The organism is Acinetobacter sp. Leaf130 (assembly GCF_001423205.1).
GTDB lineage: Bacteria > Pseudomonadota > Gammaproteobacteria > Pseudomonadales > Moraxellaceae > Acinetobacter > Acinetobacter calcoaceticus.
This window is the reverse complement of the sequence record NZ_LMOE01000002.1, coordinates 1-21,091: the sequence shown is the minus strand read 5'-3', so window position 1 is coordinate 21,091 and position 21,091 is coordinate 1. Positions and strand designations below refer to the sequence as shown.

Annotated in this window: 23 protein-coding genes; 10 read left to right on the top strand and 13 right to left on the bottom strand. The window is 39.1% G+C overall.

The features are described from left to right. The first annotated feature begins 10 nt into the window (after window positions 1-10). From ASF86_RS10490 to ASF86_RS10475, 4 genes are read left to right on the top strand one after another with little or no spacing between them, the layout of a single operon-like run. On the top strand, window positions 11-1,624 hold the full coding sequence (locus ASF86_RS10490) for an acyl-CoA carboxylase subunit beta (protein ID WP_003656126.1): 1,614 nt from the start codon (window positions 11-13) through the stop codon (window positions 1,622-1,624). A 42-nt stretch (window positions 1,625-1,666) separates the two neighbouring features. Then, a complete protein-coding gene (locus tag ASF86_RS10485) occupies window positions 1,667-2,824 on the top strand; it encodes an acyl-CoA dehydrogenase family protein (RefSeq protein ID WP_056481856.1) in 1,158 nt (385 codons plus the stop codon). 10 nt (window positions 2,825-2,834) lie between these two features. Beyond that, a complete protein-coding gene (locus ASF86_RS10480; RefSeq protein ID WP_056481853.1) occupies window positions 2,835-3,671 on the top strand; it encodes an enoyl-CoA hydratase/isomerase family protein in 837 nt (278 codons plus the stop codon). A gap of 18 nt (window positions 3,672-3,689) precedes the next feature. Then, the gene (locus ASF86_RS10475) at window positions 3,690-5,630 is read left to right on the top strand and encodes an acetyl/propionyl/methylcrotonyl-CoA carboxylase subunit alpha (protein WP_056481850.1); all 1,941 of its coding nucleotides are present in this window, start codon (window positions 3,690-3,692) and stop codon (window positions 5,628-5,630) included. A 106-nt stretch (window positions 5,631-5,736) separates the two neighbouring features. Here the strand turns inward: ASF86_RS10475 and ASF86_RS10470 are convergent, their stop codons facing one another. From ASF86_RS10470 to rplM, 5 genes are all read right to left on the bottom strand, one after another. Further along, on the bottom strand, window positions 5,737-6,393 hold the full coding sequence (locus ASF86_RS10470) for a hypothetical protein (protein WP_005043347.1): 657 nt from the start codon (window positions 6,391-6,393) through the stop codon (window positions 5,737-5,739). 17 nt (window positions 6,394-6,410) lie between these two features. After that, window positions 6,411-6,842, bottom strand: a complete 432-nt coding sequence (locus ASF86_RS10465) for a ClpXP protease specificity-enhancing factor (RefSeq protein ID WP_056481847.1) — start codon at window positions 6,840-6,842, stop codon at window positions 6,411-6,413. A 6-nt stretch (window positions 6,843-6,848) separates the two neighbouring features. After that, entirely contained in the window at window positions 6,849-7,502 is a 654-nt protein-coding gene (locus ASF86_RS10460; RefSeq protein WP_004638694.1) for a glutathione S-transferase N-terminal domain-containing protein, read from the bottom strand. Between the two features lie 174 nt (window positions 7,503-7,676). Then, window positions 7,677-8,063, bottom strand: a complete 387-nt coding sequence (gene rpsI, locus ASF86_RS10455) for a 30S ribosomal protein S9 (RefSeq protein ID WP_002048725.1) — start codon at window positions 8,061-8,063, stop codon at window positions 7,677-7,679. A gap of 12 nt (window positions 8,064-8,075) precedes the next feature. Continuing rightward, window positions 8,076-8,504 (bottom strand): 50S ribosomal protein L13, encoded by a 429-nt coding sequence (gene rplM / locus ASF86_RS10450; protein WP_003656097.1) that lies wholly within the window; start codon window positions 8,502-8,504, stop codon window positions 8,076-8,078. A 221-nt stretch (window positions 8,505-8,725) separates the two neighbouring features. Between rplM and ASF86_RS10445 the strand changes: the two genes are divergently transcribed. The 4 genes from ASF86_RS10445 to ASF86_RS10430 are packed head-to-tail and all read left to right on the top strand — an operon-like array spanning window position 8,726 to window position 11,742. Next, window positions 8,726-9,079, top strand: coding sequence for a hypothetical protein (locus tag ASF86_RS10445; protein WP_155860171.1), 354 nt, complete (start codon window positions 8,726-8,728; stop codon window positions 9,077-9,079). A 12-nt stretch (window positions 9,080-9,091) separates the two neighbouring features. After that, a complete protein-coding gene (pdxA, locus tag ASF86_RS10440; RefSeq protein ID WP_056481845.1) occupies window positions 9,092-10,063 on the top strand; it encodes a 4-hydroxythreonine-4-phosphate dehydrogenase PdxA in 972 nt (323 codons plus the stop codon). A gap of 23 nt (window positions 10,064-10,086) precedes the next feature. Beyond that, window positions 10,087-10,899, top strand: coding sequence for a 16S rRNA (adenine(1518)-N(6)/adenine(1519)-N(6))-dimethyltransferase RsmA (rsmA, locus tag ASF86_RS10435; RefSeq protein ID WP_003656092.1), 813 nt, complete (start codon window positions 10,087-10,089; stop codon window positions 10,897-10,899). Next, on the top strand, window positions 10,900-11,742 hold the full coding sequence (locus ASF86_RS10430; protein WP_056481843.1) for a symmetrical bis(5'-nucleosyl)-tetraphosphatase: 843 nt from the start codon (window positions 10,900-10,902) through the stop codon (window positions 11,740-11,742). 90 nt (window positions 11,743-11,832) lie between these two features. On the opposite strand, the gene ASF86_RS10425 is transcribed toward ASF86_RS10430, so the two are convergent. The 4 genes from ASF86_RS10425 to hflX all read right to left on the bottom strand — a co-directional run bounded on the left by ASF86_RS10425 (window position 11,833) and on the right by hflX (window position 14,792). After that, window positions 11,833-12,276, bottom strand: coding sequence for a DUF2147 domain-containing protein (locus tag ASF86_RS10425; protein WP_056481840.1), 444 nt, complete (start codon window positions 12,274-12,276; stop codon window positions 11,833-11,835). Between the two features lie 82 nt (window positions 12,277-12,358). Next, on the bottom strand, window positions 12,359-13,033 hold the full coding sequence (locus ASF86_RS10420; protein WP_056481837.1) for an LrgB family protein: 675 nt from the start codon (window positions 13,031-13,033) through the stop codon (window positions 12,359-12,361). Between the two features lie 10 nt (window positions 13,034-13,043). Continuing rightward, window positions 13,044-13,415, bottom strand: a complete 372-nt coding sequence (locus tag ASF86_RS10415) for a hypothetical protein (protein ID WP_004638713.1) — start codon at window positions 13,413-13,415, stop codon at window positions 13,044-13,046. 33 nt (window positions 13,416-13,448) lie between these two features. Further along, the gene (gene hflX, locus ASF86_RS10410) at window positions 13,449-14,792 is read right to left on the bottom strand and encodes a ribosome rescue GTPase HflX (protein WP_056481834.1); all 1,344 of its coding nucleotides are present in this window, start codon (window positions 14,790-14,792) and stop codon (window positions 13,449-13,451) included. Window positions 14,793-15,007: 215 nt separating this feature from the next. Here hflX and ASF86_RS10405 point away from each other — a divergent pair, with 215 nt between their 5' ends. After that, window positions 15,008-15,817: a lysophospholipid acyltransferase family protein gene (locus tag ASF86_RS10405; protein ID WP_005043363.1), complete on the top strand. Its 810-nt coding sequence runs from the start codon at window positions 15,008-15,010 to the stop codon at window positions 15,815-15,817. On the opposite strand, the gene ASF86_RS10400 is transcribed toward ASF86_RS10405, so the two are convergent. Beyond that, window positions 15,818-17,443 (bottom strand): phospholipase D-like domain-containing protein, encoded by a 1,626-nt coding sequence (locus tag ASF86_RS10400; protein WP_056481831.1) that lies wholly within the window; start codon window positions 17,441-17,443, stop codon window positions 15,818-15,820. 106 nt (window positions 17,444-17,549) lie between these two features. On the opposite strand from ASF86_RS10400, the gene ASF86_RS10395 reads away from it, so the two are divergent. Then, the gene (locus ASF86_RS10395; protein WP_004638721.1) at window positions 17,550-18,560 is read left to right on the top strand and encodes a metallophosphoesterase; all 1,011 of its coding nucleotides are present in this window, start codon (window positions 17,550-17,552) and stop codon (window positions 18,558-18,560) included. A 47-nt stretch (window positions 18,561-18,607) separates the two neighbouring features. Here ASF86_RS10395 and ASF86_RS10390 read toward each other — a convergent pair whose 3' ends face one another. Genes ASF86_RS10390 through ASF86_RS10380 form a run of 3 tightly spaced genes read right to left on the bottom strand, consistent with a single transcriptional unit; the run spans window position 18,608 to window position 20,834 of the window. Further along, window positions 18,608-19,087 (bottom strand): OmpA family protein, encoded by a 480-nt coding sequence (locus tag ASF86_RS10390; protein WP_004638723.1) that lies wholly within the window; start codon window positions 19,085-19,087, stop codon window positions 18,608-18,610. 14 nt (window positions 19,088-19,101) lie between these two features. After that, window positions 19,102-20,325: a diguanylate cyclase domain-containing protein gene (locus ASF86_RS10385; RefSeq protein ID WP_005043367.1), complete on the bottom strand. Its 1,224-nt coding sequence runs from the start codon at window positions 20,323-20,325 to the stop codon at window positions 19,102-19,104. Window positions 20,326-20,330: 5 nt separating this feature from the next. Further along, on the bottom strand, window positions 20,331-20,834 hold the full coding sequence (locus tag ASF86_RS10380; protein WP_004638726.1) for a YfiR family protein: 504 nt from the start codon (window positions 20,832-20,834) through the stop codon (window positions 20,331-20,333). Between the last annotated feature and the right edge of the window lie 257 nt (window positions 20,835-21,091).

Here is a 21,091-nt window from a genome sequence, read left to right as displayed (position 1 = left end):
GGAATAAAGAATGACCATTCTCCAATCCGAAATTGCTGTTGGTAGTGAACAGTATCAAAAGAATAAAGATGCTCTACTTGCTCAGTTGAGTGAGGTCCGTGCAATTCAGCAAAAAAGCATTGATAAATCATACGCTGCTAAACCAAAGTTCGATAAAAAAGGCAAAATTTTGCCCCATGAACGCGTGCGGTTATTGCTAGATGCCGACTCTCCTTTCATCGAACTTTGTGGTTTAGTTGGCTACAACATGCATGATGATAAAGATGGCTCGGAAGCTGGCGGTGGCGTGATTGCTGGCATTGGTTTTGTTAGTGGTGTACGTTGCCTAGTCTCTGCAAGTAATAGTGCAATTAAGGGTGGAACCATGTCGCCCATGGGCGTGCAGAAGACTTTGCGTTTGCAAAAAATTGCTTTGGAACAAAAACTTCCGCTGATTACGCTAACCGAAAGTGGTGGCGCTAACTTAAATTATGCAGCAGAAGTATTTACCTACGGTGGTATGACCTTTGCCAATCAGGCACGCCTTTCTGCAGAAGGTATTCCACAACTGGCTGTTGTACATGGTAATGCGACAGCAGGTGGTGCTTATCAACCTGGGCTTTCTGATTATGTCATTGCGGTACGTAAACAAACCGAAATGCTTCTTGCAGGCCCTCCATTACTCTTGGCTGCAACTGGTGAAGTGGCAACGGCTGAAGAATTGGGTGGAGCGGAAATGCACTCTCAAATTGCCGGAACCGCTGAATATTTGGCAGAAAATGATGCCGATGGTATTCGACTTGCACGTGAAATTTTTGAGCATCTGAACTGGAAAGAACAGATCAAACCAGTTGATGCAGTCTATAAAGAACCTCGTTACGATGCCGATGAATTATTGGGTGTGATTCCAAGTGATCCTAAACAACCATTCGATATGAAAGAGGTGGTAGCCCGGATTGTTGATGATTCAGATTTTCTTGAATTTAAGCAAGAATATGATGATTTAACTGTTTGTGGCTGGGCAAAAATTGGTGGCTTGCATATCGGTATTATCACCAATAATGGTCCGATTACCCCTCAAGGTGCGGCGAAAACAGCTCAGTTTATTCACCTGTGTGAACAGACACAGCGTCCGCTATTGTTCTTGCATAACACCACTGGTTTTATGGTGGGAACAGATGCAGAGCAAAACGGTATTATCAAACATGGTTCAAAATTAATTCAAGCTGTTGCCAATTGTACCGTGCCGAAAATTTCGATTGTGGTAGCTGGGTCGTATGGAGCTGGCAACTATGCGATGTGTGGTCGAAGCCTATCACCCGATTTTATTTTTGCTTGGCCGAATTCACATGTTGCTGTAATGGGCGCCGCTCAGGCTGGAAAAGTTTTACGTATTGTAGCCGAAGGCAAGCAAAAAGCTTCAGGTCAGGAGCCTAATCCACAAATGCTCGATTTTCTGGAGCAAAGTACAGCCATGAAATTGGAACAACAGTCTACCGCACTTTTCAACACTGCCATGTTGCATGACGACGGCATTATTGACCCGCGAGATACCCGAAAATTACTGATTTTCCTTTTACAAACCATTTATGAAGCACAGCAGCGGACATTGAATCCAAGCCGTTTTGGGGTGTCTCGCTTTTAAGCAACTTTTACCGCAATTAAAAAAATTATCAGGAAGAATGTAATGAAATTTACTGCCGAACATGAAGCATTACGCCGTACAGCTCGTCAATTTGTTGAAAATGAGCTAAATCCGAATATTCCAGAATGGGAAGAGGCGGGTCGTTTCCCGATTCATGATGTATTTAAAAAGATGGGTGATCTTGGTTTATTAGGGATTTGTAAGCCTGAAGAAAATGGTGGTTTAGCTTTAGATTATTCTTATAACCTTGTTGTTGCCGAGGAAATTGGCCGTGCAGCTTGTGGGGGCGTGCCCTTAGCAATTGGTGTACAAACCGATATGGCAACACCAGCTCTCGCACGTTTTGGTCGTAAAGAATTACGTGATGAGTTTTTAACACCAGCCATTGCTGGGGAATATGTGGCATCCATTGCTGTATCTGAAGTTCATGCTGGTTCTGATGTGGCGGCAATTAAAACTACGGCCAAAAAAGATGGTGATGATTATGTGATTAACGGCAGCAAAATGTGGATTACCAACTCATTACAAGCCGACTTTTTCTGTCTTTTAGCTAACACTTCTGATGATAAACCGCACGTCAATAAATCGATGATTATTGTACCCGCAAAAACTAAAGGCATTAGTTTTTCAGAGCCGCTCAATAAATTAGGAATGCGCTCAACCACCACAGCACAAGTTTATTTAGATAACGTGCGTGTACCGCAGCGTAATTTAGTCGGTGCAGAAGGCATGGGCTTTATGATGCAGATGATGCAATTTCAGGAAGAGCGCCTGTGGGCATGTGCCAATTCGATTGGAGGATTGGAAACATTAATTCAAAAAACCATTGCCTATACCAAAGAGCGTACCACTTTTGGTCAGCCACTCATCAATAATCAATATATCCATTTCCGCTTTGCTGAACTCATGACTGAAGTGGAAGCACTAAAAGCATTAACCTACCAAGCATGTGAACAGCATATTGCCGGTGAAGATGTCAGCATGCTGGCTTCAATGGCAAAACTGAAATCAGGACGTTTAACCCGCGAAGTGGCAGATAGCTGTTTGCAATATTGGGGTGGCAATGGCTTTATGTGGGATAACCCTGCATCTCAGCTTTACCGTGACGGCCGCTTAGGTTCTATTGGTGGTGGAGCCGATGAGATTATGTTGGGGATTATCTGCAAACTTATGGATATCTTGCCAAAAAAACAAAAATAAGGAATAAGCCATGACACTTTCCAAATCTCTACAAGCTTTAGATATTGATGACAGCATTCAATTAGAACAGGACGGTAGTATTTTATACCTCTGGTTAAACCGACCAGAGAGCCGTAATGCCATGAATTTGAATATGGTTAATGCGATTCAACAGGTCTTTGCTGCTATTCAAGATGATCTTTCGATTCGTGCGGTCATCATCCGTGGTGAAGGCGGAACTTTTTGCGCAGGTGGTGATATTAAAGATATGGCAGCTTTGAGAGTTGAAGCGAGCAATATCGGTAGCCTACAACCTTATGCTGATTTTAACCGCCGTTTTGGTGCCATGCTTGAACAAGTTGAAACCGCCCCACAGACGGTTGTGGTGATTTTAGAAGGGGCTGTTCTAGGCGGAGGTTTTGGTCTGGTATGTGTTTCCGATGTTGCGATTAGCCGTGATAATGCCCAGTTTGGATTGCCTGAAACTGGGCTAGGAATAATTCCTGCGCAGATTGCTCCTTTTGTAGTGAAGCGTATTGGTCTAACTCAGGCTAGACGACTTGCTTTGTTGGGGATGCGTTTTGAAGGACCTACGGCGCTCAATGTCGGAGTAGTCCATCAGATTGCTCATAATGAATTAGAGCTAGAGCAGGAATTACAGGAGACAATTCAGCAAATTAAACGCGCTGCACCACAAGCTTCACGTATGACGAAAGCACTATTACATCGAACACTCAATGAACCATTGAATCATTTGCTTGATGATGCTGCGCAACAATTTGCTCAAGCGGTTGGTGGTGTTGAAGGGCAAGAGGGAACAATGGCTTTTATTCAAAAACGGTTGCCGAATTGGGCCGATGAGCAATAAAAGATAAGGATAAAAACAATGAAATTTTCAAAAGTACTGGTTGCCAATCGTGGTGAAATAGCAGTTCGGGTGATGCAGACAGCAAAGGCAATGGGTTATCAAACTGTATCGGTCTATTCCGATGCAGACCGTAATGCTCGCCATGTGCAAGAAGCTGATGAAGCAGTTTATATTGGAGCTTCTAAAGTATCTGAATCTTATCTTTCAATTACCAAAATTATAGAAGCTTGCAAAAAAACAGGCGCGGATGCTGTACACCCAGGTTATGGCTTTTTATCAGAAAATACCGATTTTGCTCAGGCCTGTATCGACAATCAAATCACTTTTATTGGTCCGACAGCCTCTGCAATTGAGTTGATGGGAAGTAAACGACTTTCAAAAATTGCCATGATTGAGGCAGGTGTACCTTGTGTGCCAGGCTACGAGGGAGATCGTCAAGACCTTGAATATTTGGCTACACAAGCAGAGCAGATTGGTTTTCCAATTATGGTGAAAGCTTCCGCTGGTGGCGGTGGTCGTGGTATGCGTTTGGTTCAGCAATCCTCCGAGCTTGTAGAGGCTTTACAAACTGCACGTTCAGAAGCTGAAAATGCATTTGGTTCAGGTGAGCTTATTTTAGAAAAAGCAGTGATTGCGCCGCGCCATGTTGAAATTCAAGTTTTTGGCGATACGCATGGCAATTATGTGTATTTGTTCGAGCGTGATTGTTCGATTCAACGCCGTCACCAAAAGGTTGTAGAAGAAGCACCTTGCCCAGTCATGACACCCGAACTGCGTCAGCAAATGGGAGAGGCTGCTGTTGCGGCTGCCAAAGCATGTGCTTACGTAGGCGCGGGAACTGTTGAGTTTTTGCTTGATGCATCGGGTGAATTCTATTTTCTAGAAATGAATACACGCTTACAGGTTGAACATCCAGTCACTGAGCTTATTACAGGATTAGATTTGGTTGAATGGCAATTGCGTGTCGCCAATGATGAGTATTTACCATTGCAACAACATGAATTGTCCATCAAGGGCCATGCAATTGAAGTCCGTTTATATGCTGAAGATCCACGTCAAGATTTCTTGCCGCAAACAGGTCAAGTTCTACGTTGGAAGCCCACAATTTTGCCAAATGTACGAATTGATCATGGCATGTTAGCAACAGATGAAGTTAGCCCTTTCTACGACCCGATGGTGGCTAAGGTGATTGCATACGGTAAAACTCGAGAGGATGCGATTCGTCTGCTGGCTCGTGCTGTAGATGATTGTGTTTTGCTTGGTGTAAACAGCAATAAACAATTCTTGGTCAATTTATTACGTCATCCAGTCGTTGTCGTTGGTGATACGAATACCGCATTCATTCAACAGCATTTCCAAGATGACAGCAGCTTACACTCTCAGGTTTTATCTTTAGAAACCTTGGCTCTTGCAGCAGCATTATTTAGTCAGAATAAAGGTACTGCGGTGTGGCAAACTGGGCTTGGTGTTCCATTACCCTTAAAACTAAAATATGACGATCAGCAAATCCAGTTACAGCTTTCAACTGTAAATAACACATTTACGGTACAGCTCTGTGATCAAACTGTTTGTATTGAAGTCATTGAAAAGACAGACGAGCAGCTAACGTATTTTGTTGATGGTATACGCCGCCGTGTTCAATATGTTTTAGACGGTGATCAGCTTTATTTAGATAGAGACAATGGCAATGTTGCGATTCGCAATGTGACTTACGCTGCTCCAGAAACGGCTGATGTTGCGGGAGATGGTAAAATTCGTGCGCCTATGGATGGTGCTGTGATCAATATCTTGGTCAATAAAGGCGATCAAGTCGTGAAAGGGCAAACCTTACTGGTACTTGAAGCTATGAAGATCCAGCAACAGATTAGATCTGATGTCGATGGTGTAGTCGAAGATATTTTAGGACAGCAAGGGCAACAAGTAAAAAAACGGCAAATGTTATTTACTATTCAAACTTAAGAGAAGAGTAATTTTCGTTACCGTTAACTACTATTGATTTATAGAAGATGATTATTTAAATCAAAAAAAAGGGAACATACGTTCCCTTTAATTATAAAAAACAAAATTAGACAAGTTGTGTATAAATACAATAGAGGTAGCCCAAAATTGCTAAGGCAACGACAGGGGCAATAATTTTTGACCATGTTGGTACAGAAATCTCGGCAGCTTGTTCTTCAATATGCACGTCATCATGATGAGGTTGGGCTTGATGAACCATTTGGTTGAACTCCTTCATTGTTGTATCCAATGATAGCTCTTCTTGTTCCACAGGTTTAGAACCAATTAATTCATTTAGGTGGTTTGTTGACCAAACCCAATCTTCTGCCTGACCTGACAAGTGTTCGACTTGACCTAAAATTAATTCTTTTAGGCCATTATGCCCAAAACCGCCTGTTTCATCGAGCTGGTTAAGTTCTGCCAATTGCAAAGTTAAAATTTCAGAAATACTCTGTTCTAATTCTGAATTTTTTAAAGTTGACTGGTTATGCTTAGAAGTTGTTAAATGGCGAGCGACTTCCTGAATATAAAGTGGATCTGCCGATTTTACTTCATGATAAATCTTATTGTCATCTTGGCGCCATAAACTAATCAGTTTTCCAAGCGTAAGAATATTCACCTCATCAATCAGTTTATTTTTTTCATTAACTGGATATTGATTTAAAAGCTGAGGCTTTTGAATTTTTATCTGCTCAGCAAAGTATTGGACTAAATCAAATGCCATGCTTTCTTCCTCTAAATTTAATCTAAAATTCTTAACGTTGGTTTTTTCTTGGTCGATGTTGTGTCAGCTTCTTGTACTTCTGGCTCTACTGTATTTTCTACAGGTGCTACATTGGCATATTCTTCAGGATCAAAGAATAAACCTTGCCCATTCTCACGTGCATAAATACCTAAAACTGCTTGAATAGGTACATAAATGTCTTTCGATGCCCCCCCGAAACGGGCAGAAAAAGTAATGGATTCATTTGCAATAAGAAGTTGATGAACAGCATGAGGCACGATATTCAAAACGATTTGCCCATCTTTAACAAATTGCTGTGGAACATCTGTATGTGGCTGTGTCGCATCCACTAATAGATAAGGAGTAAGCTGGTTATCGCAAATCCATTCATAGATTGCACGAGCAAGATAAGGACGTGTAGGGGTTAAATCAATAGGTTGCTCAGACATATCACACTATTCCATATTTAATAGTTCATTGTAACGGTTTTTCTCTTGAGCCGTCATTGATTTAGCAAAAGAAGGCCTCTCAAAGATACGTTTACAATACAAAAGTATCGGTCGGCAGTGCTGTTTCGGTAAATCGATTCCCATGCTATTTAGCCTTAAGAAAATAGGAGCAAGCATACAGTCCAAGATTGTGAAATTTTCAGACATAAAATAGGGAAAATGCTGAAATAGGGGAGTAAGTGAAATTAAAGTTTCACGTAATTCTTTTTGAGCTTTTTGCTTTTGTTCGACATTTAAAGAATCAGCATGCTTTAACATCTGATCTGCTAATTTGAACCAGTCGTTTTCAAGTCTCCATATATATTGACGCTGCTCTGCACGCATCATTGGCGCATCTGCGTAAAGCTTACCTTGGCGATAACGATCATCTAAATATTCAGCAATAATAGGCGCTGAAAATAATTTAAGGTTTTGCTCGACCAACATCGGCAATTGGTTATATGGATTTAAGCTTGCTAAATCTTCGTCTTCATGGTCAGTTACGATCAATTGATATTTGATTTGCTTTTCTGCTAATAAGAAACGAATCCAATGAGAACGGAAATCATCAGCATGACTGTAAAGGGTAATCCCCTGAATAGAGGTGTTTTCGACCGACATATCACAAGACGACGTGGTTGAGTGAATCGATTAGGATACTAAAAATGCTCTAGGAAATCACGGTTCTAACGAGATAGTTTGTTTATATTTATAAGTTTGCATTTTATTGTTCTATTTTCATAATAAAAAAGCCTTGGAAAAATCCAAGGCTTTTTGTCCAACTCGATAAACGAATTAACGTTTAGAGAATTGAGGACGTTTACGAGCTTTACGTAAACCAAGTTTCTTACGTTCAACTTCACGAGCATCACGAGTAACGAAACCAGCTTGACGAAGAACAGGTTTTAAAGTTTCGTCAGCAGCGATAAGCGCACGAGTAATACCGTGACGGATCGCGCCAGCTTGACCACCAATACCACCACCTTTAACAGTGATGTAAAGGTCAAACTTTTCAGTAACTTCTAAAAGTTCTAAAGGTTGACGAACAACCATACGAGCAGTTTCACGACCGAAATATTGCTCTAAAGTACGGTTGTTAATAACGAGTTTGCCTGTACCAGCTGACAAGAAAACACGTGCAGTTGCGGTCTTACGGCGACCTGTACCATAATTAGTAGCCATGTGCTGTATCCCTTAGATGTCCAAAACTTGTGGCTGTTGAGCAGCATGCGGATGCTCAGTACCAGCGTACACTTTCATTTTTTTGATCATTGCATAACCAAGAGGACCTTTTGGTAACATGCCTTTAACTGCTTTTTCAAGAACAGCTTCAGGCTTGTGAGCAATTAACTTCTCGAAGTTAGTCTCACGGATACCACCAGGGAAACCAGTATGGCGATAATATTTCTTATCAAGCGCTTTTTTACCAGTCACTTGAACTTGTTCAGCATTAATCACAACGATGTAATCGCCAGTGTCAACGTGAGGAGTATAAGAAGTTTTGTGCTTACCGCGTAAACGACGAGCGATTTCAGTCGCAAGGCGACCTAAAGTTTTGCCAGAAGCATCAACAACATACCAGTCATGTTGAACTTCAGCTGGCTTAGCGCTGAGAGTTTTCATTAAACCACTACCTATTATAGTTGGTTTGGACTATGGAATCTGTCCAAACAAAAGGAGCCGAAATTCTAAACGAGATTACCTAAAATCACAAGAATAATTTGATGTAAGTTTCCTTGATCAATAAGTGGTTTATATTTTTAATTGAGGGATTTAATTTAAAATGAAAAACTACATTTTTTGATGTGCTATGTTGATACTGACCTGAATAAAGGGGGGGGGACGTGTCCAAAATCATACAATTTTTTATGGGGTGGATGGCAATATTAGTTTGCTTGCATCTTATTCTTCTTAATGGATTTTGTCTTTATTATGGTTTTAGTGGGTTGGTTGGTGTGGCTTTGATCAGTCTTTATATGCATGCTACGCCGTTACCTTACATATTATATCTATTGGGTGGAATAGGATTTTGCTTTATTGCGCAAGAAAATTTTGTGCGAATCAATTGGCTTTTGGGCAAATGGTTAATGATCGTGGGATTATTGAGTTTGATAGCCATAATCGTATCTGAAATTGCTCATTGTTTTGGTTGGTTAGAGGCTAGATTTAGTCTTAATCATCGAATCCATAATATATAAATTGAGTTGAATATGAGTCATCCTTTATATGTCACTTCCGGTGAGCCGGCTGGTATTGGTCCAGATATTTGCTTGAGCTTGGCTAAGCGAGTTGATGAACGCCCACTTGTTATTTTGGGTGACCGAAATTTATTAGAACAACGTGCCCAGAAACTCGGGATAGATATTCAATTTCTAGAATATACGGGACAAGCTGAATCGTCGTCTTTAGGTGAACTTTATATAGAGCATGTACCTTTAGAAACGGCGGTTGTTGATGGGCAATTAAACTCAGCTAATGCTGCTTATGTATTAGAACAATTACGCCGTTCAGCTGATTATGCAATGTCTGGTAAAAGTGTTGGGGTCGCCACTGCTCCTGTGCAAAAGTCGGTCATTAACGATGCAGGTATTTTGTTTAGTGGACACACTGAATATTATCAAGAATTTGCAGGTGTAGAGCGTGTCGTTATGATGCTTGCGACTAAGACTTTACGTGTTGCATTGGCTACTACACATTTGCCCTTAAGAGATGTTGCAGATGCAATTACCAAAGATCGTTTGCATCAGGTCATTGATATTTTATTACATGATTTAAAAACTAAATTTAAGATTATGGATCCGCGCGTACTTGTTTGCGGATTAAATCCTCACGCGGGTGAAGATGGGTATTTGGGACGCGAAGAGATTGATACCATTAATCCAGTACTTGAAAGTTATCGGGCACAAGGAATAAAAATGAGCCTAAGCTTACCTGCGGATACCTTATTTACTCCTGAACATCTTAAAAATGCTGATGCTGTACTTGCCATGTACCATGATCAAGGTTTACCTGTGTTAAAATCACAAGGGTTTGGTGAGGCCATCAATATTACATTGGGTTTGCCATTCATCCGAACTTCGGTCGATCATGGCACGGCATTGTCTTTAGCTGGTACCGGTTTGGCAAAAAGCTCAAGTTTAAATGTCGCTGTCGATTTAGCTTTATCTTTGGCAGCGAGCTAAATTTTTCATGTTGGAAATGTTCTATGTATCAAATTAATGCCCTAAACCCGAAAGATGAAGGGCATAAAGCTCGTAAACGTTTTGGTCAAAACTTCTTACATGATCAGCGAGTCATTGCAAAAATCGTGCGCTCGGTGAATCCGCGTGCGGGTGAAAATGTTGTTGAAATTGGACCAGGTTTGGCTGCTTTAACTTCTCCTTTAATTGGGGAATGTGATGCCTTAACAGTTGTTGAGCTAGATCGTGATTTAGCGGCAGGCTTACCAGAACGCGTTCCACATCCAGAACGTTTAACGATTATAGAAGCTGATGCATTAAAATATGATTTTAGCGAACTAGTAAAAGATGGTCGACCATTACGTGTGGTTGGTAATTTACCTTATAACATTTCAACCCCATTACTTTTTCATCTCTTGGAATTTGGCAGTAAAGTTAAAGACATGCACTTTATGCTCCAAAAAGAGGTGGTTGACCGTATTACGGCTGAGCCAAACACAAAAGAATATGGTCGCTTGTCGGTAATGATTCAGTATTATTGCCAACCAACGTTTTTATTTGAAGTGCCAGCTGGCGCATTTAACCCACCACCTAAAGTAACGAGTGCTGTTTTCCGCCTTGTTCCCTATGAACAAAAGCCAATTATTGCAAAAGATGAAAAAGCTTTAGCTCGGTTGGTTGGTCATGTATTTACCCAACGCCGTAAAACCCTAAGAAATAGTCTTAAAGGTATGATCGCTGAAGATGGCTTTGAAAAAGCAGGCGTTGATCCGATGGCTCGTCCGGAAACTTTAACACTGACTCAATTTGTTGCTTTAGCCGATCAAATGGTGGGATAAATGACTAAACGTTTTAATTATGTGATTGGCGATGTACAAGGGTGTTTTGAAGCTCTGAAAGCCTTACTTAAAGAAATACGTTTTGATCCAGACCAAGATTTTTTATGGTTTGCTGGTGATTTGGTCGCTCGTGGCGAAAACTCAGTGGGTGCCTTACGTTTTGTTAAAAAACTTGCTGACCGCGGAGCTGCTGCAACTGTACTCGGAAATCATGATCTGACTTTAGTTGCGGGTGCGCGTGGTTTAAAAGAGATTAAAGAGAAAGATCGCACGCAGGATGTTATTGATGCAATTGATGGCGATGAATTAATCGATTGGTTGCGTAAACAACCTTTATGTTTATTCCCAAACGAGCACACAATTCTTACTCATGCTGGCATACCTTGCATTTGGGATGCACAAAAAACTGCAACGCTAGCAAAAGAGGTTGAAGCAGTACTCTCACATGAAGATTTATCTGTATTGGATGCTTTTTTAGCAGAAATGTATGGTTCAAAACCCGATTTGTGGGAAGACGATCTAACTGGTTCAGCACGTTTACGTTGTATTACCAATTATCTGACACGCATGCGTTTAACCAACGCAGAAGGAGCTTTAGAGTTCAGTTTTAAAGATGCTCTAGATGCGCCAATGCCAGAAGGCTATTTACCTTGGTTCGAATTTCCAAGTAAAGCTGCTCAGACTCATCAGATTATTTTTGGTCATTGGGCTGCCCTAGAAGGTAGAAGCGTTAATGAGCAGATCCAGAATATTGATGGCGGCTGTGTTTGGGGACGAAAACTAATGGCTTATCGCCTTGAAGACAAAGAAATCTTTGCTGTTGATAATCCTGAGCGAATATAGGAAAAGCAATGCTTTTCATGAGCGCAAGACGAGGGTTGTACCCGAGTGAAAATAAAAAAGCCGCATAAGCGGCTTTTTTATTTTTAACTTTTATTCTACGCGTAACCAAATTTGATTACGGCCTAATGCTGAAACTCCAAGATATCCGCGCATATGGAGACGTTTACCAGTTGCGCTAAGTTTTGCTTTAAGCCCATAAACTTTTCCCGTATTCGGATCTAAAATTTTACCGCCAGTAAAATTAAGTCCATCTGTTTGTTTTAAGCCCGTTGCAATGTCTAGACCTAAAATTGGTTTATTGGTATATGGTGCTGGGCAATTATCACAAATCTCTTTAGGGGTATAACCCGGGCGCGGCGTGACTTTAGTAACTTTTCCAGCATAAGTCCCATTTGCTTCTTTTCGTATTTCTACCTGTGCTTTGGGAGCACCTGTCTTATCATCAATTGTTTGCCAAAGACCTGTAATATCTGCTGCAAATGTAGCAGTATTGATCCCCAGTAAGAGCAGTGCTCTAATAAAAATTTTCCCCATAATTAAAAATCCTTTTAACTTTGAAAGATCATCTTATTTCGAATTGATATACCGTTCAATGTTTATTTAATCGGCTTCTTAATTAAGGTGTTCCAAGTGACAACATTAATGTCGGCAACCAAATTGCAGTAAATACGCCATTCAAAGCCATACCAAATGCAGCGTAGCGACCTGCAACTGGTCCGCGCTGCCAAGCTTGAGCTGTTCCTATGGCATGAGCAGCTAAACCTAAGGCTAAACCGGAAGCACGCTCATCATTAATATGCTTGAGTAAAAATGGTGAAAATGCAGCGCCAATAACCCCAGATAAAATAACAATAAGGGTCACCAGCGTTTCAGGAGCATGCAATAACGTTGCGATATTCAGGGCGATAGGGGTAGTCACCGCACGGGTTGCAAATGCAAGAATAGTAGGTTCTGACATATGTAACAAATAAGCGAGGCCCATAGGCAAAGCAACAGCGCTAATACTTGCAAAACATAAAATACCAATGACCGATTTAATTGGAAGGTCATCGTAACGCATTGCAGCTAAAGGAATGGCTAAGGCTACAGTCACATATCCCAATAAATGGCTAAATAACTCATTCACATAAAGACGATATTGTTCATAAGGGACTTGTAAAACTGAAAGTAAGGCAATGACAATGAACATGCCGAAAACTAAAAGTGGAACTTGCGGAAAACGTCGGTTTAAAGGTTTTGCACAGAGATAACCAATGAGTGTGATTAAAAAACCGTAAAAAATCGTAAACATTTTATTCTCCTTATAACCAACGTTTTGCCATTTTTGCATAGACCCACAAAGGTATAAGGGTGCTGACTACTAAAACAAAAAGGAATAGTGGAATTTCTTTACCCATATGCACCAACATAATTAAGGAGCCAGCACAAACGGGTAAAAAAGCAAATCCACTTTCTTTCATAATTTTATTATTCGTATCGACTATCCGGAGAGGGATTTTTTTGAACTTTCTCCAGATAATCAAAATAGTGAGTAAGCTGATTAAGCCGACTAAATTACCTAATTCTGGATGACCAAAAGCACGCATGACGATGACAGAGCCTTCACGAAAACCAATAATGAGCAGTAAAGTCGCTACCCATGCTGTCCAGTCTATACTTTTGATCTTATCCATATTTTTTATCTCTAAAAGTTTACTTATCAAGTTTTAATTGATCTGCCCCTTGATTTCAAACTCCTCCAAGGGACGGCTAAATTGACTAGCACGTTCTCCTAAGATTTCTTCTAAGGGCAGTTTTGCTTGGCGAATAAGCTTTTCTAGCTTATGTGGGGCAATGCGTACATCAATATGCAATAAGCCCGCATCATCATAGTGTTCAGACTGAATCACATTTAAAGCATAAAGTTGGGTGCGCAATTTGCCATAAGCAGGTTTAAGAATCAGTGAAAAATGTTGAATTTGACCCATTAAACATTCTTGCACTGCTTGTTGAAGTAATTCTAGACCAAGGCCAGCATGAGCAGAAACATAAACTCGATCTGGTACATGTGGCTCGGCATAAATGATTTTGGCTTCTTCACCACTTAAGTCAATTTTGTTGTATACCCGAAGTACTGGAGCATCTGCGCCAATCTCTTTTAATACACCTTCAACTGCTTCAATTTGATCAAGCATGTCATGGCTATTACTATCAATAACATGCAGTAATAGAGTGGCTTCAAGTGTTTCTTCAAGTGTTGCTTTGAATGATTCAACTAAATCATGTTGTAAGTTTCGTACAAAGCCTACCGTATCTGCTAACACGACAGTACCAATACCATCCCATTCCAAACGGCGTAATGTCGGATCGAGTGTTGCAAACAGTTGGTCGGCTGCGTAGACATCACTTTTCGCTAAAATATTAAATAGAGTTGATTTGCCCGCATTGGTATAACCAACTAGCGACACAGTTGGAATGGCTGCCTTTTGTCTTGCAGCACGTCCTTGAATACGGGTTTGATGTACTTTTTCTAATTTATCTTTTAATTGGGCAATACGAACACGAATGAGACGACGGTCTGTTTCTAGTTGTGTTTCACCAGGACCACGTAAGCCAATACCACCTTTTTGTTGCTCAAAGTCTGCTGACCAACCACGAATAAGACGAGTAGATAAATGTTTAAGCTGTGCAAGCTCGACTTGTAATTTACCTTCATGCGTACGGGCACGCAGCGCAAAAATATCTAAAATTAAGCCAGTACGGTCAATAACTCGGCATTTTAATATTCTTTCTAAATTTCGTTCTTGAGCGGGTGACAAAGCATGATCAAAAATCACCAGACTTGCTTCTAGTTCCTGAACTCGCTCTGCAATTTCTTCAACTTTCCCTGAACCAATAAAAAATTTAGGATTGGGTTTATTTCGCTGAACCTTAATATGTTCAAGGATATCTGCACCAGCAGACTGTGCAAGTAGAGCAAACTCTTCGGCATCCAGATCATCTAATAATTGTACAGAAACACTCACTAAAATTGTGCGTTCACCGCCTTGATGCCGATCAACATATTCCACGTGGCTATAAATCCTGAAAATGGGAAAACTTTATTCTAGATGAAACTTAAGCAAAAGGGGAAAGCGTTTGTTCTTATCCTTTAGATTGGTTAAATGTAGTTAGAGATGTTTGAATTTATTTTATTTCCCGTTCTCTATCATCAATGCAAGTTTATTCTGAAACGTATAGAATGCTCGAGATGGGTATAACAATGATTGATCGTTAGTGAAATTTTATGGCTCAAACGCAAAGTATAGTTAATTCAACGTTAAAGAAATTATCAAAAATAGGTTTATACGGAAAAAAAGTCACTTCTGCCACGGCTGCAATTAGTGAAGGTTTTTATTTAGTTTATCGACATGGCCTTTATAAAGATCCTAATAATCCGGTCAATACACGCTATGTTCAATATTTTTGCCGCCGTTTATGTCAGGTTTTTAACTTAGATGTAGAAGTACACGGAACAATTCCTAGAGAACCTGCTCTTTGGGTAAGTAATCATATTTCCTGGCTAGATGTTGCTGTTTTAGGTTCAGGAGCTCGTGTTTTCTTCCTTGCTAAAGCTGAAATTGAAAATTGGCCCATTTTCGGGAATTTAGCTAAAGGTGGTGGAACTTTATTTATTAAGCGTGGGTCTGGGGACTCCGTTAGAATCCGTGAGCAAATTACCGAATTTTTAAAACAAAATATTCCTGTACTATTTTTCCCTGAAGCGACTACCACCGATGGGCATTCTGTTAAGAAAGTACATGGCCGTTTACTCGGGGCTGCTATTGAGGCTCAACGTCCAGTACAGGTATGTTTAATTTGTTATGTAAACCGTTATGGACAATTAGATACAGTTGCTCCATTCATTGGTGAGATGTCGTTTGCAGAACATATTCAACGCGTACTTGAAATGCCAAAAGTAACAGCTCATTTGTTAACTTTGCCACCAATTTCTGTGGAAGGGCATGATGTGAAAAGTTTAACGAATGAAGTTCAAGAAAAAATGGTAGAAGGCTTGGCTCAACTACATCAAAAAGTACTTAAGCCAAAAAATTAATTACATGAATCCTTCGATTGGCAGCCATGAAAGAAACTTCATGCCTGCTTTTTGCCACCATTTCATCTCGGGCTCTTGTTTATAAATTAAAGGACCATGTGAAGTCTCTTGCTGCCAATAAATATGATTATTAGCGTCAAGCTTTAGCTTATAAGCAAATTTGTTCAAATTTTCATCCATCGTGTGGTGAATGGTTTTAGCCAATGATGGACTATCTAATATCACGCCAATCTCAGTGTTTAAATAAGCTGAACGTGGATCAAAATTAAAAGAGCCAATAAAAACCTGCTCATCTAAAGCCATAAGTTTTGTATGTAAACTTGAACGGCTTAATCCTTTCATATTCACTTTCGCTTTAGTTGCCAGCTCATCTGTATTTTTATTTAAATCTCTTTTATCTGGTGTCGGTAAAAATTCATAAAGTTGTACGCCGTTTTTAAGAAGTTCTTTACGGTACTTTCCATAAAAGGCATGAACGACAGCAACGTCATTCGCTTTAAACGAGTTGGTTAAGACTCGGACTTCAACGCCTTCTTTAGCAAGAGTACTTAAAATCTTGGCACCTTGTTTTTCAGGAATAAAATAAGCTGAAATTAAATCAACATTACTTTCCGGTTTTTCTAGGTGGTTAATTAACTGGAAATTAAGGTGCTCTTCTTTTTTAGCCTTTGATTTGATTTTATCCGGTGAGTCTTTTACGACTTCGGCTTTGACCCAGTCGAATTGAATATTACGATTTAACCATTCATCAAATGCATGTGATTTTGCAGTTAAGTTTAGAAAGTTCTGAACAGTTGCTTGTTGGTAGTGAGCTTCAAGTTGTTCTTTTAATCCTTCATAGCGTAAACGGTGCTGTTCAGGACTTACGATACTTTGAACTGAATATGCATATTCATGATTCCAGTAGTCATCAAACGAATTCACAATATCATCAACAGCAGCACCAACTAACATCACATCGACATCAGAGAATTGATAACTATCACTTACATTGTAATATTGATTTGTCATGTTTCGTCCGCCAATAAGAGCAACCTCATTGTCGGCAATAAAACTTTTATTATGCATACGACGATTGATACGTTTTAAATCAAGCACCATATCCATCGCACGATATTTACGAAAACGGTAGGGATTAAAAAGCTTAACTTCAATATTTTTATGCTGAGAAAGGGCAAGCAAAATCCCTTCTATTTTTTTTGCATTATTGTCATCAATAAGAAGTCGGACTTTTACCCCGCGATCAGCTGCCCGAATAAGCGCGTGCAAAGCTAAAGCACCAACTTTGTCATTGTCCCAAATGTAATATTGTAAATCTAAAGTCTTTTCGGCTTTATCAATTAATCTTAGGCGGGCTGCTAGAGCCTCCAACGGATCATTTAATACGTGATAACCCGTTAGCTTTGGGTTTTGCTGACGTAATGGAGTAATCAGTTTGGCAAGTGAGGTCTCAGAGGTATCAATATCTTTTGCATATTGTACTGGTTCAACACCATGTTTTGGCAGAGTACTGCATCCCGTCAAACCCACAGCAAAACTAGAACATAGGACTATAGAGGCTTTTATCAAAAAGCCTTTAGCTTGTTGATTCGTTTGAAGCTGTTTGGAATGAATGGATTGTGCCATAATCAGTACATACGATAACGTGAGCTAGAGTATAATTCGTGCATATTGAAAGATAAATATTGAATTTGATTACTAGCAATCAATATAAGATAAGTCGAGAGTCGTAATGTGGAATCCAAATTCAATTATTTTTTGTTTTTACTTTATATTTTCAATACTTGCTTTATGGGGGATTTCTGAAGCTTGGATTCATCAATCTCGAACTGAGACTATTCATCCATTTAAAGCTTTTGTCCATTTACTCGCATTTTATCTTTCTTATCTACTTATTCCTCTCTGGTTTTTTAACTTATACGCTGCTTGGATTGGTTACTATTCAATTCATCAAGGTATTTTCATCTTTTTCTTAAGTGGCATTTTAATTTATGCCCGATTTATTGAACCTCATCTAGTGCGTGTCGATACACATCAATATCGGTTAAATCCAGATCGAAGTTTTAATAAACCTGTAAAAGTAGCATTAATTGCTGATTTACATATTGGTTTATTTTCAGGACATGAGCGCCAACTAAAAACAATAGTTAAAAAATTAAATGAACAGCAACCTGATTTAGTGGTTGTGGCGGGTGACTGGACATATGAGCCGGAAAATAGACTAATTCAAGAATTGAGTGTTTTAAAAGAAATTCAGGCACCTGTTTACTCTGTTCCTGGAAACCATGATGAGCAATATCCAGGACCACCTATCCAACAATTATTAAAAGATGCCTTGTTTTATAATGAAGTTGTCGATATTGAAGGCAAAATAGTTGATTTTGAAGAATTTCGTTTGATTGGTATTGGTGATCTCTGGGCTGGAAAAACCGATATGCGTTCGATGCCAGATTTACCACAAGACAAGCCTTGGTTAATTCTTTCCCATAATCCCGATACGGTAGATATGGTACCTAAATTGCCGAATCGACCATTAATGTTATCTGGGCATACACATGGGGGGCAGGTTGAGCTTCCATGGCTTACTACCTATATTATGAAAAAAGTGTCAATTTTAGGTCATAAGCGTGGATTTTACTCTCACGAACATGCCGATGTTTTTGTGACAGTTGGTACAGGAATGGTCGGAATCCCTTTACGTTTTAGAGTGCCGCCAACAATTGATATTATTGAGTTAGTTTAAAATAAAAAAGCCAATCACAGAGGATTGGCTTTTTTATAAATTAAAAATTATGGAATAACAACAATGGCAACACGTCGGTTAATCGCACGATTTTCATTGGTTGTATTTGGAACATAGGGCTGCGTTGAACCGCGACCAATCACATAGATATTTTCTTGCTTAAACCCGCGAGCTAAGAAAAGGTTTGCCACACTTTGTGCTCGCTCTTCAGACAGCTTTTGATTATAAGCAGCATCGCCAACATCATCAGTATGACCAACAATTTTCAATTTATTAAGATCATATTTATTCAATTGAGATGCTAGACGTACTAACTCAGCTTCATGACTCTGTTTTAACTCTGCATTATTAAAGTCAAACAACAAACGTTCTGGTAAACCTAAAGTCCATCCTTCATTTGTAAGCACAAAACCTTCTTTTTTGAGCAATTTTACCTGACGATATTTTAATGGCCCAAAACTCAGGCACCCTGCAAGAGTAATGCATAGCAATGCAATAAAGGAGAGTTTTAAAGATCTTGTATTCATAGATTAGCCTAAATTTAATTTTCAGGTTTATAGATAAACCAGCGTTCATCCGAATTTTTAGCCTTATACATTGCCTGATCTGCTTGCATAATGAAATCTTCGGGGCTAGATGCAAATTGTGATAAAGCAATACCTACACTAAAACTGAAGTAAATGGTTTGACCATTCAGATGCAAAGGTTCTTTGCAGCTTTCGAGTAAATTTTCAGCAATAGATATTAAATGATCAGCATGACTAATGGAATGCAAAATAACAGCAAATTCGTCGCCGCCTAAACGTGCGATAAAATCTTGATGACGTAAACGGGTTTGCAAGCGATTCGCCATTTCTTTCAAAACTTCATCTCCAGCCAAATGTCCAAACTGGTCATTAATCGCTTTGAAGTTATTATTATCTATAAATAATAAAGCAGATTTGTTATCGAACCCCTTATCTTCAAACATATCTAAAAGAATTTGATAAAAATAATGTCTATTAGGTAATAAGGTGAGCTGATCGTGATGAGCCTGAAATGACAATTTACGATTTTCTTTTTGTAATTGATTATCCCATATCTGAATTTCTTCAAGTAACTCATTAAAAACAGTATTTAAATCTTGAAATTCTTTAATTCGATTATAAGGAAACCGAAGATTATAAGCTTTTTGCTCACTTACAATTTGAGCAATATTCGTAAGTGGATAAATAGCCTGCATAATTTGGCGATAAGTTAGATTTACTGACCACCACAAAGCGCAAACAATAAACAACATCGCAATTGCGAGCCCTACCATAATCATTTTTAGGAACTGCAATATTTTTTCTGAACTACCAAACAGGGTTAATTCACCTACATTTTGTTCGTGATGATAAATTGTAAGATGAACAGGTTCATTTAAAAACCAATGATCAAACCAGCCCTCTAAAATTGAAGTCTGACTTGATAATTTAAAACTTTGCGCAATAAGGTGATGTTCTGAATCATAAATATGAATAGTACGGATTGAATGATCATTCGTATATTCATTCAAAATTTGCTCTATCGTAATTTTGTCATTAAATACAACTGCTGGCTGAATACGTTCGAGCAGGGTATGGCTGAGCAATTGTAAATTTTGCTTGGCATAGGTTTCCATTGTAAAAACAGAAATCGATACAAAGGTAAAAGAACAAATAAAGAACGTAATTGCAAAAATCGTAAATTGAGACTTTCTAAATAAAGCATGCAGAGACGTGGACTGATACAACTTAGATATCATAATCCTTACTCCGCATTCTTAGCCAAGAGCAATACTCTCGGATCGATATGAACTTTGGAGTGACTTAAAGCATCTAAGTTAACTTTAAAGGTAGTGTAATTATTTTGATTATATAAACAAAAGATACTTCCTATTTCACAGTCTGAATTATTGATGCTTAAAGAAAGTAAAGAACGATAAGGATAATTCTGAATAAGATTTTGTTGTTGCTGGGGAGAAGTAGTAGAAAAATAAACAGCCTGACAATGTGACCGTGCAAAATCTTTCGCGTTTACAGTTTGAACACGATAATTATAAGACATTTGCTGGATATAAGATTGAAAGGTAGATGTAATAGAGGGATTATCAATAACACAAAGAGTAGGAGTATTTACATTCTCCCATTTACTGTAGCTTAGAATAGATAAAGTAAGCACATAAAAGTTATGTTTTGAATTGGCATAACAAGGCCCACTCGTAGCAAACACTACAAGTATGCAAACAAATACTTTCTTAGCGAACTGCCACATGGTGAGTTAATGCCAAACTATTGCACGAATAATCTATTCTACATGAAGTTGATAAAGTAAAAAAAGTTTAATATCTCATCTAACGTTGACTGAAATGCCTAAAAAAAAGGCATATATATCACTTTTTTCACAAAATAGTAGAAAAAAGCGGCATTCAAAAGAAAAAGGCTGAAATACCCCTTGCAAAGGGATCTTAATCCTCTATAATGCACATCCATCGGCGGTGATGCAGATAGAAACTTGTTGAAAAACAGTTA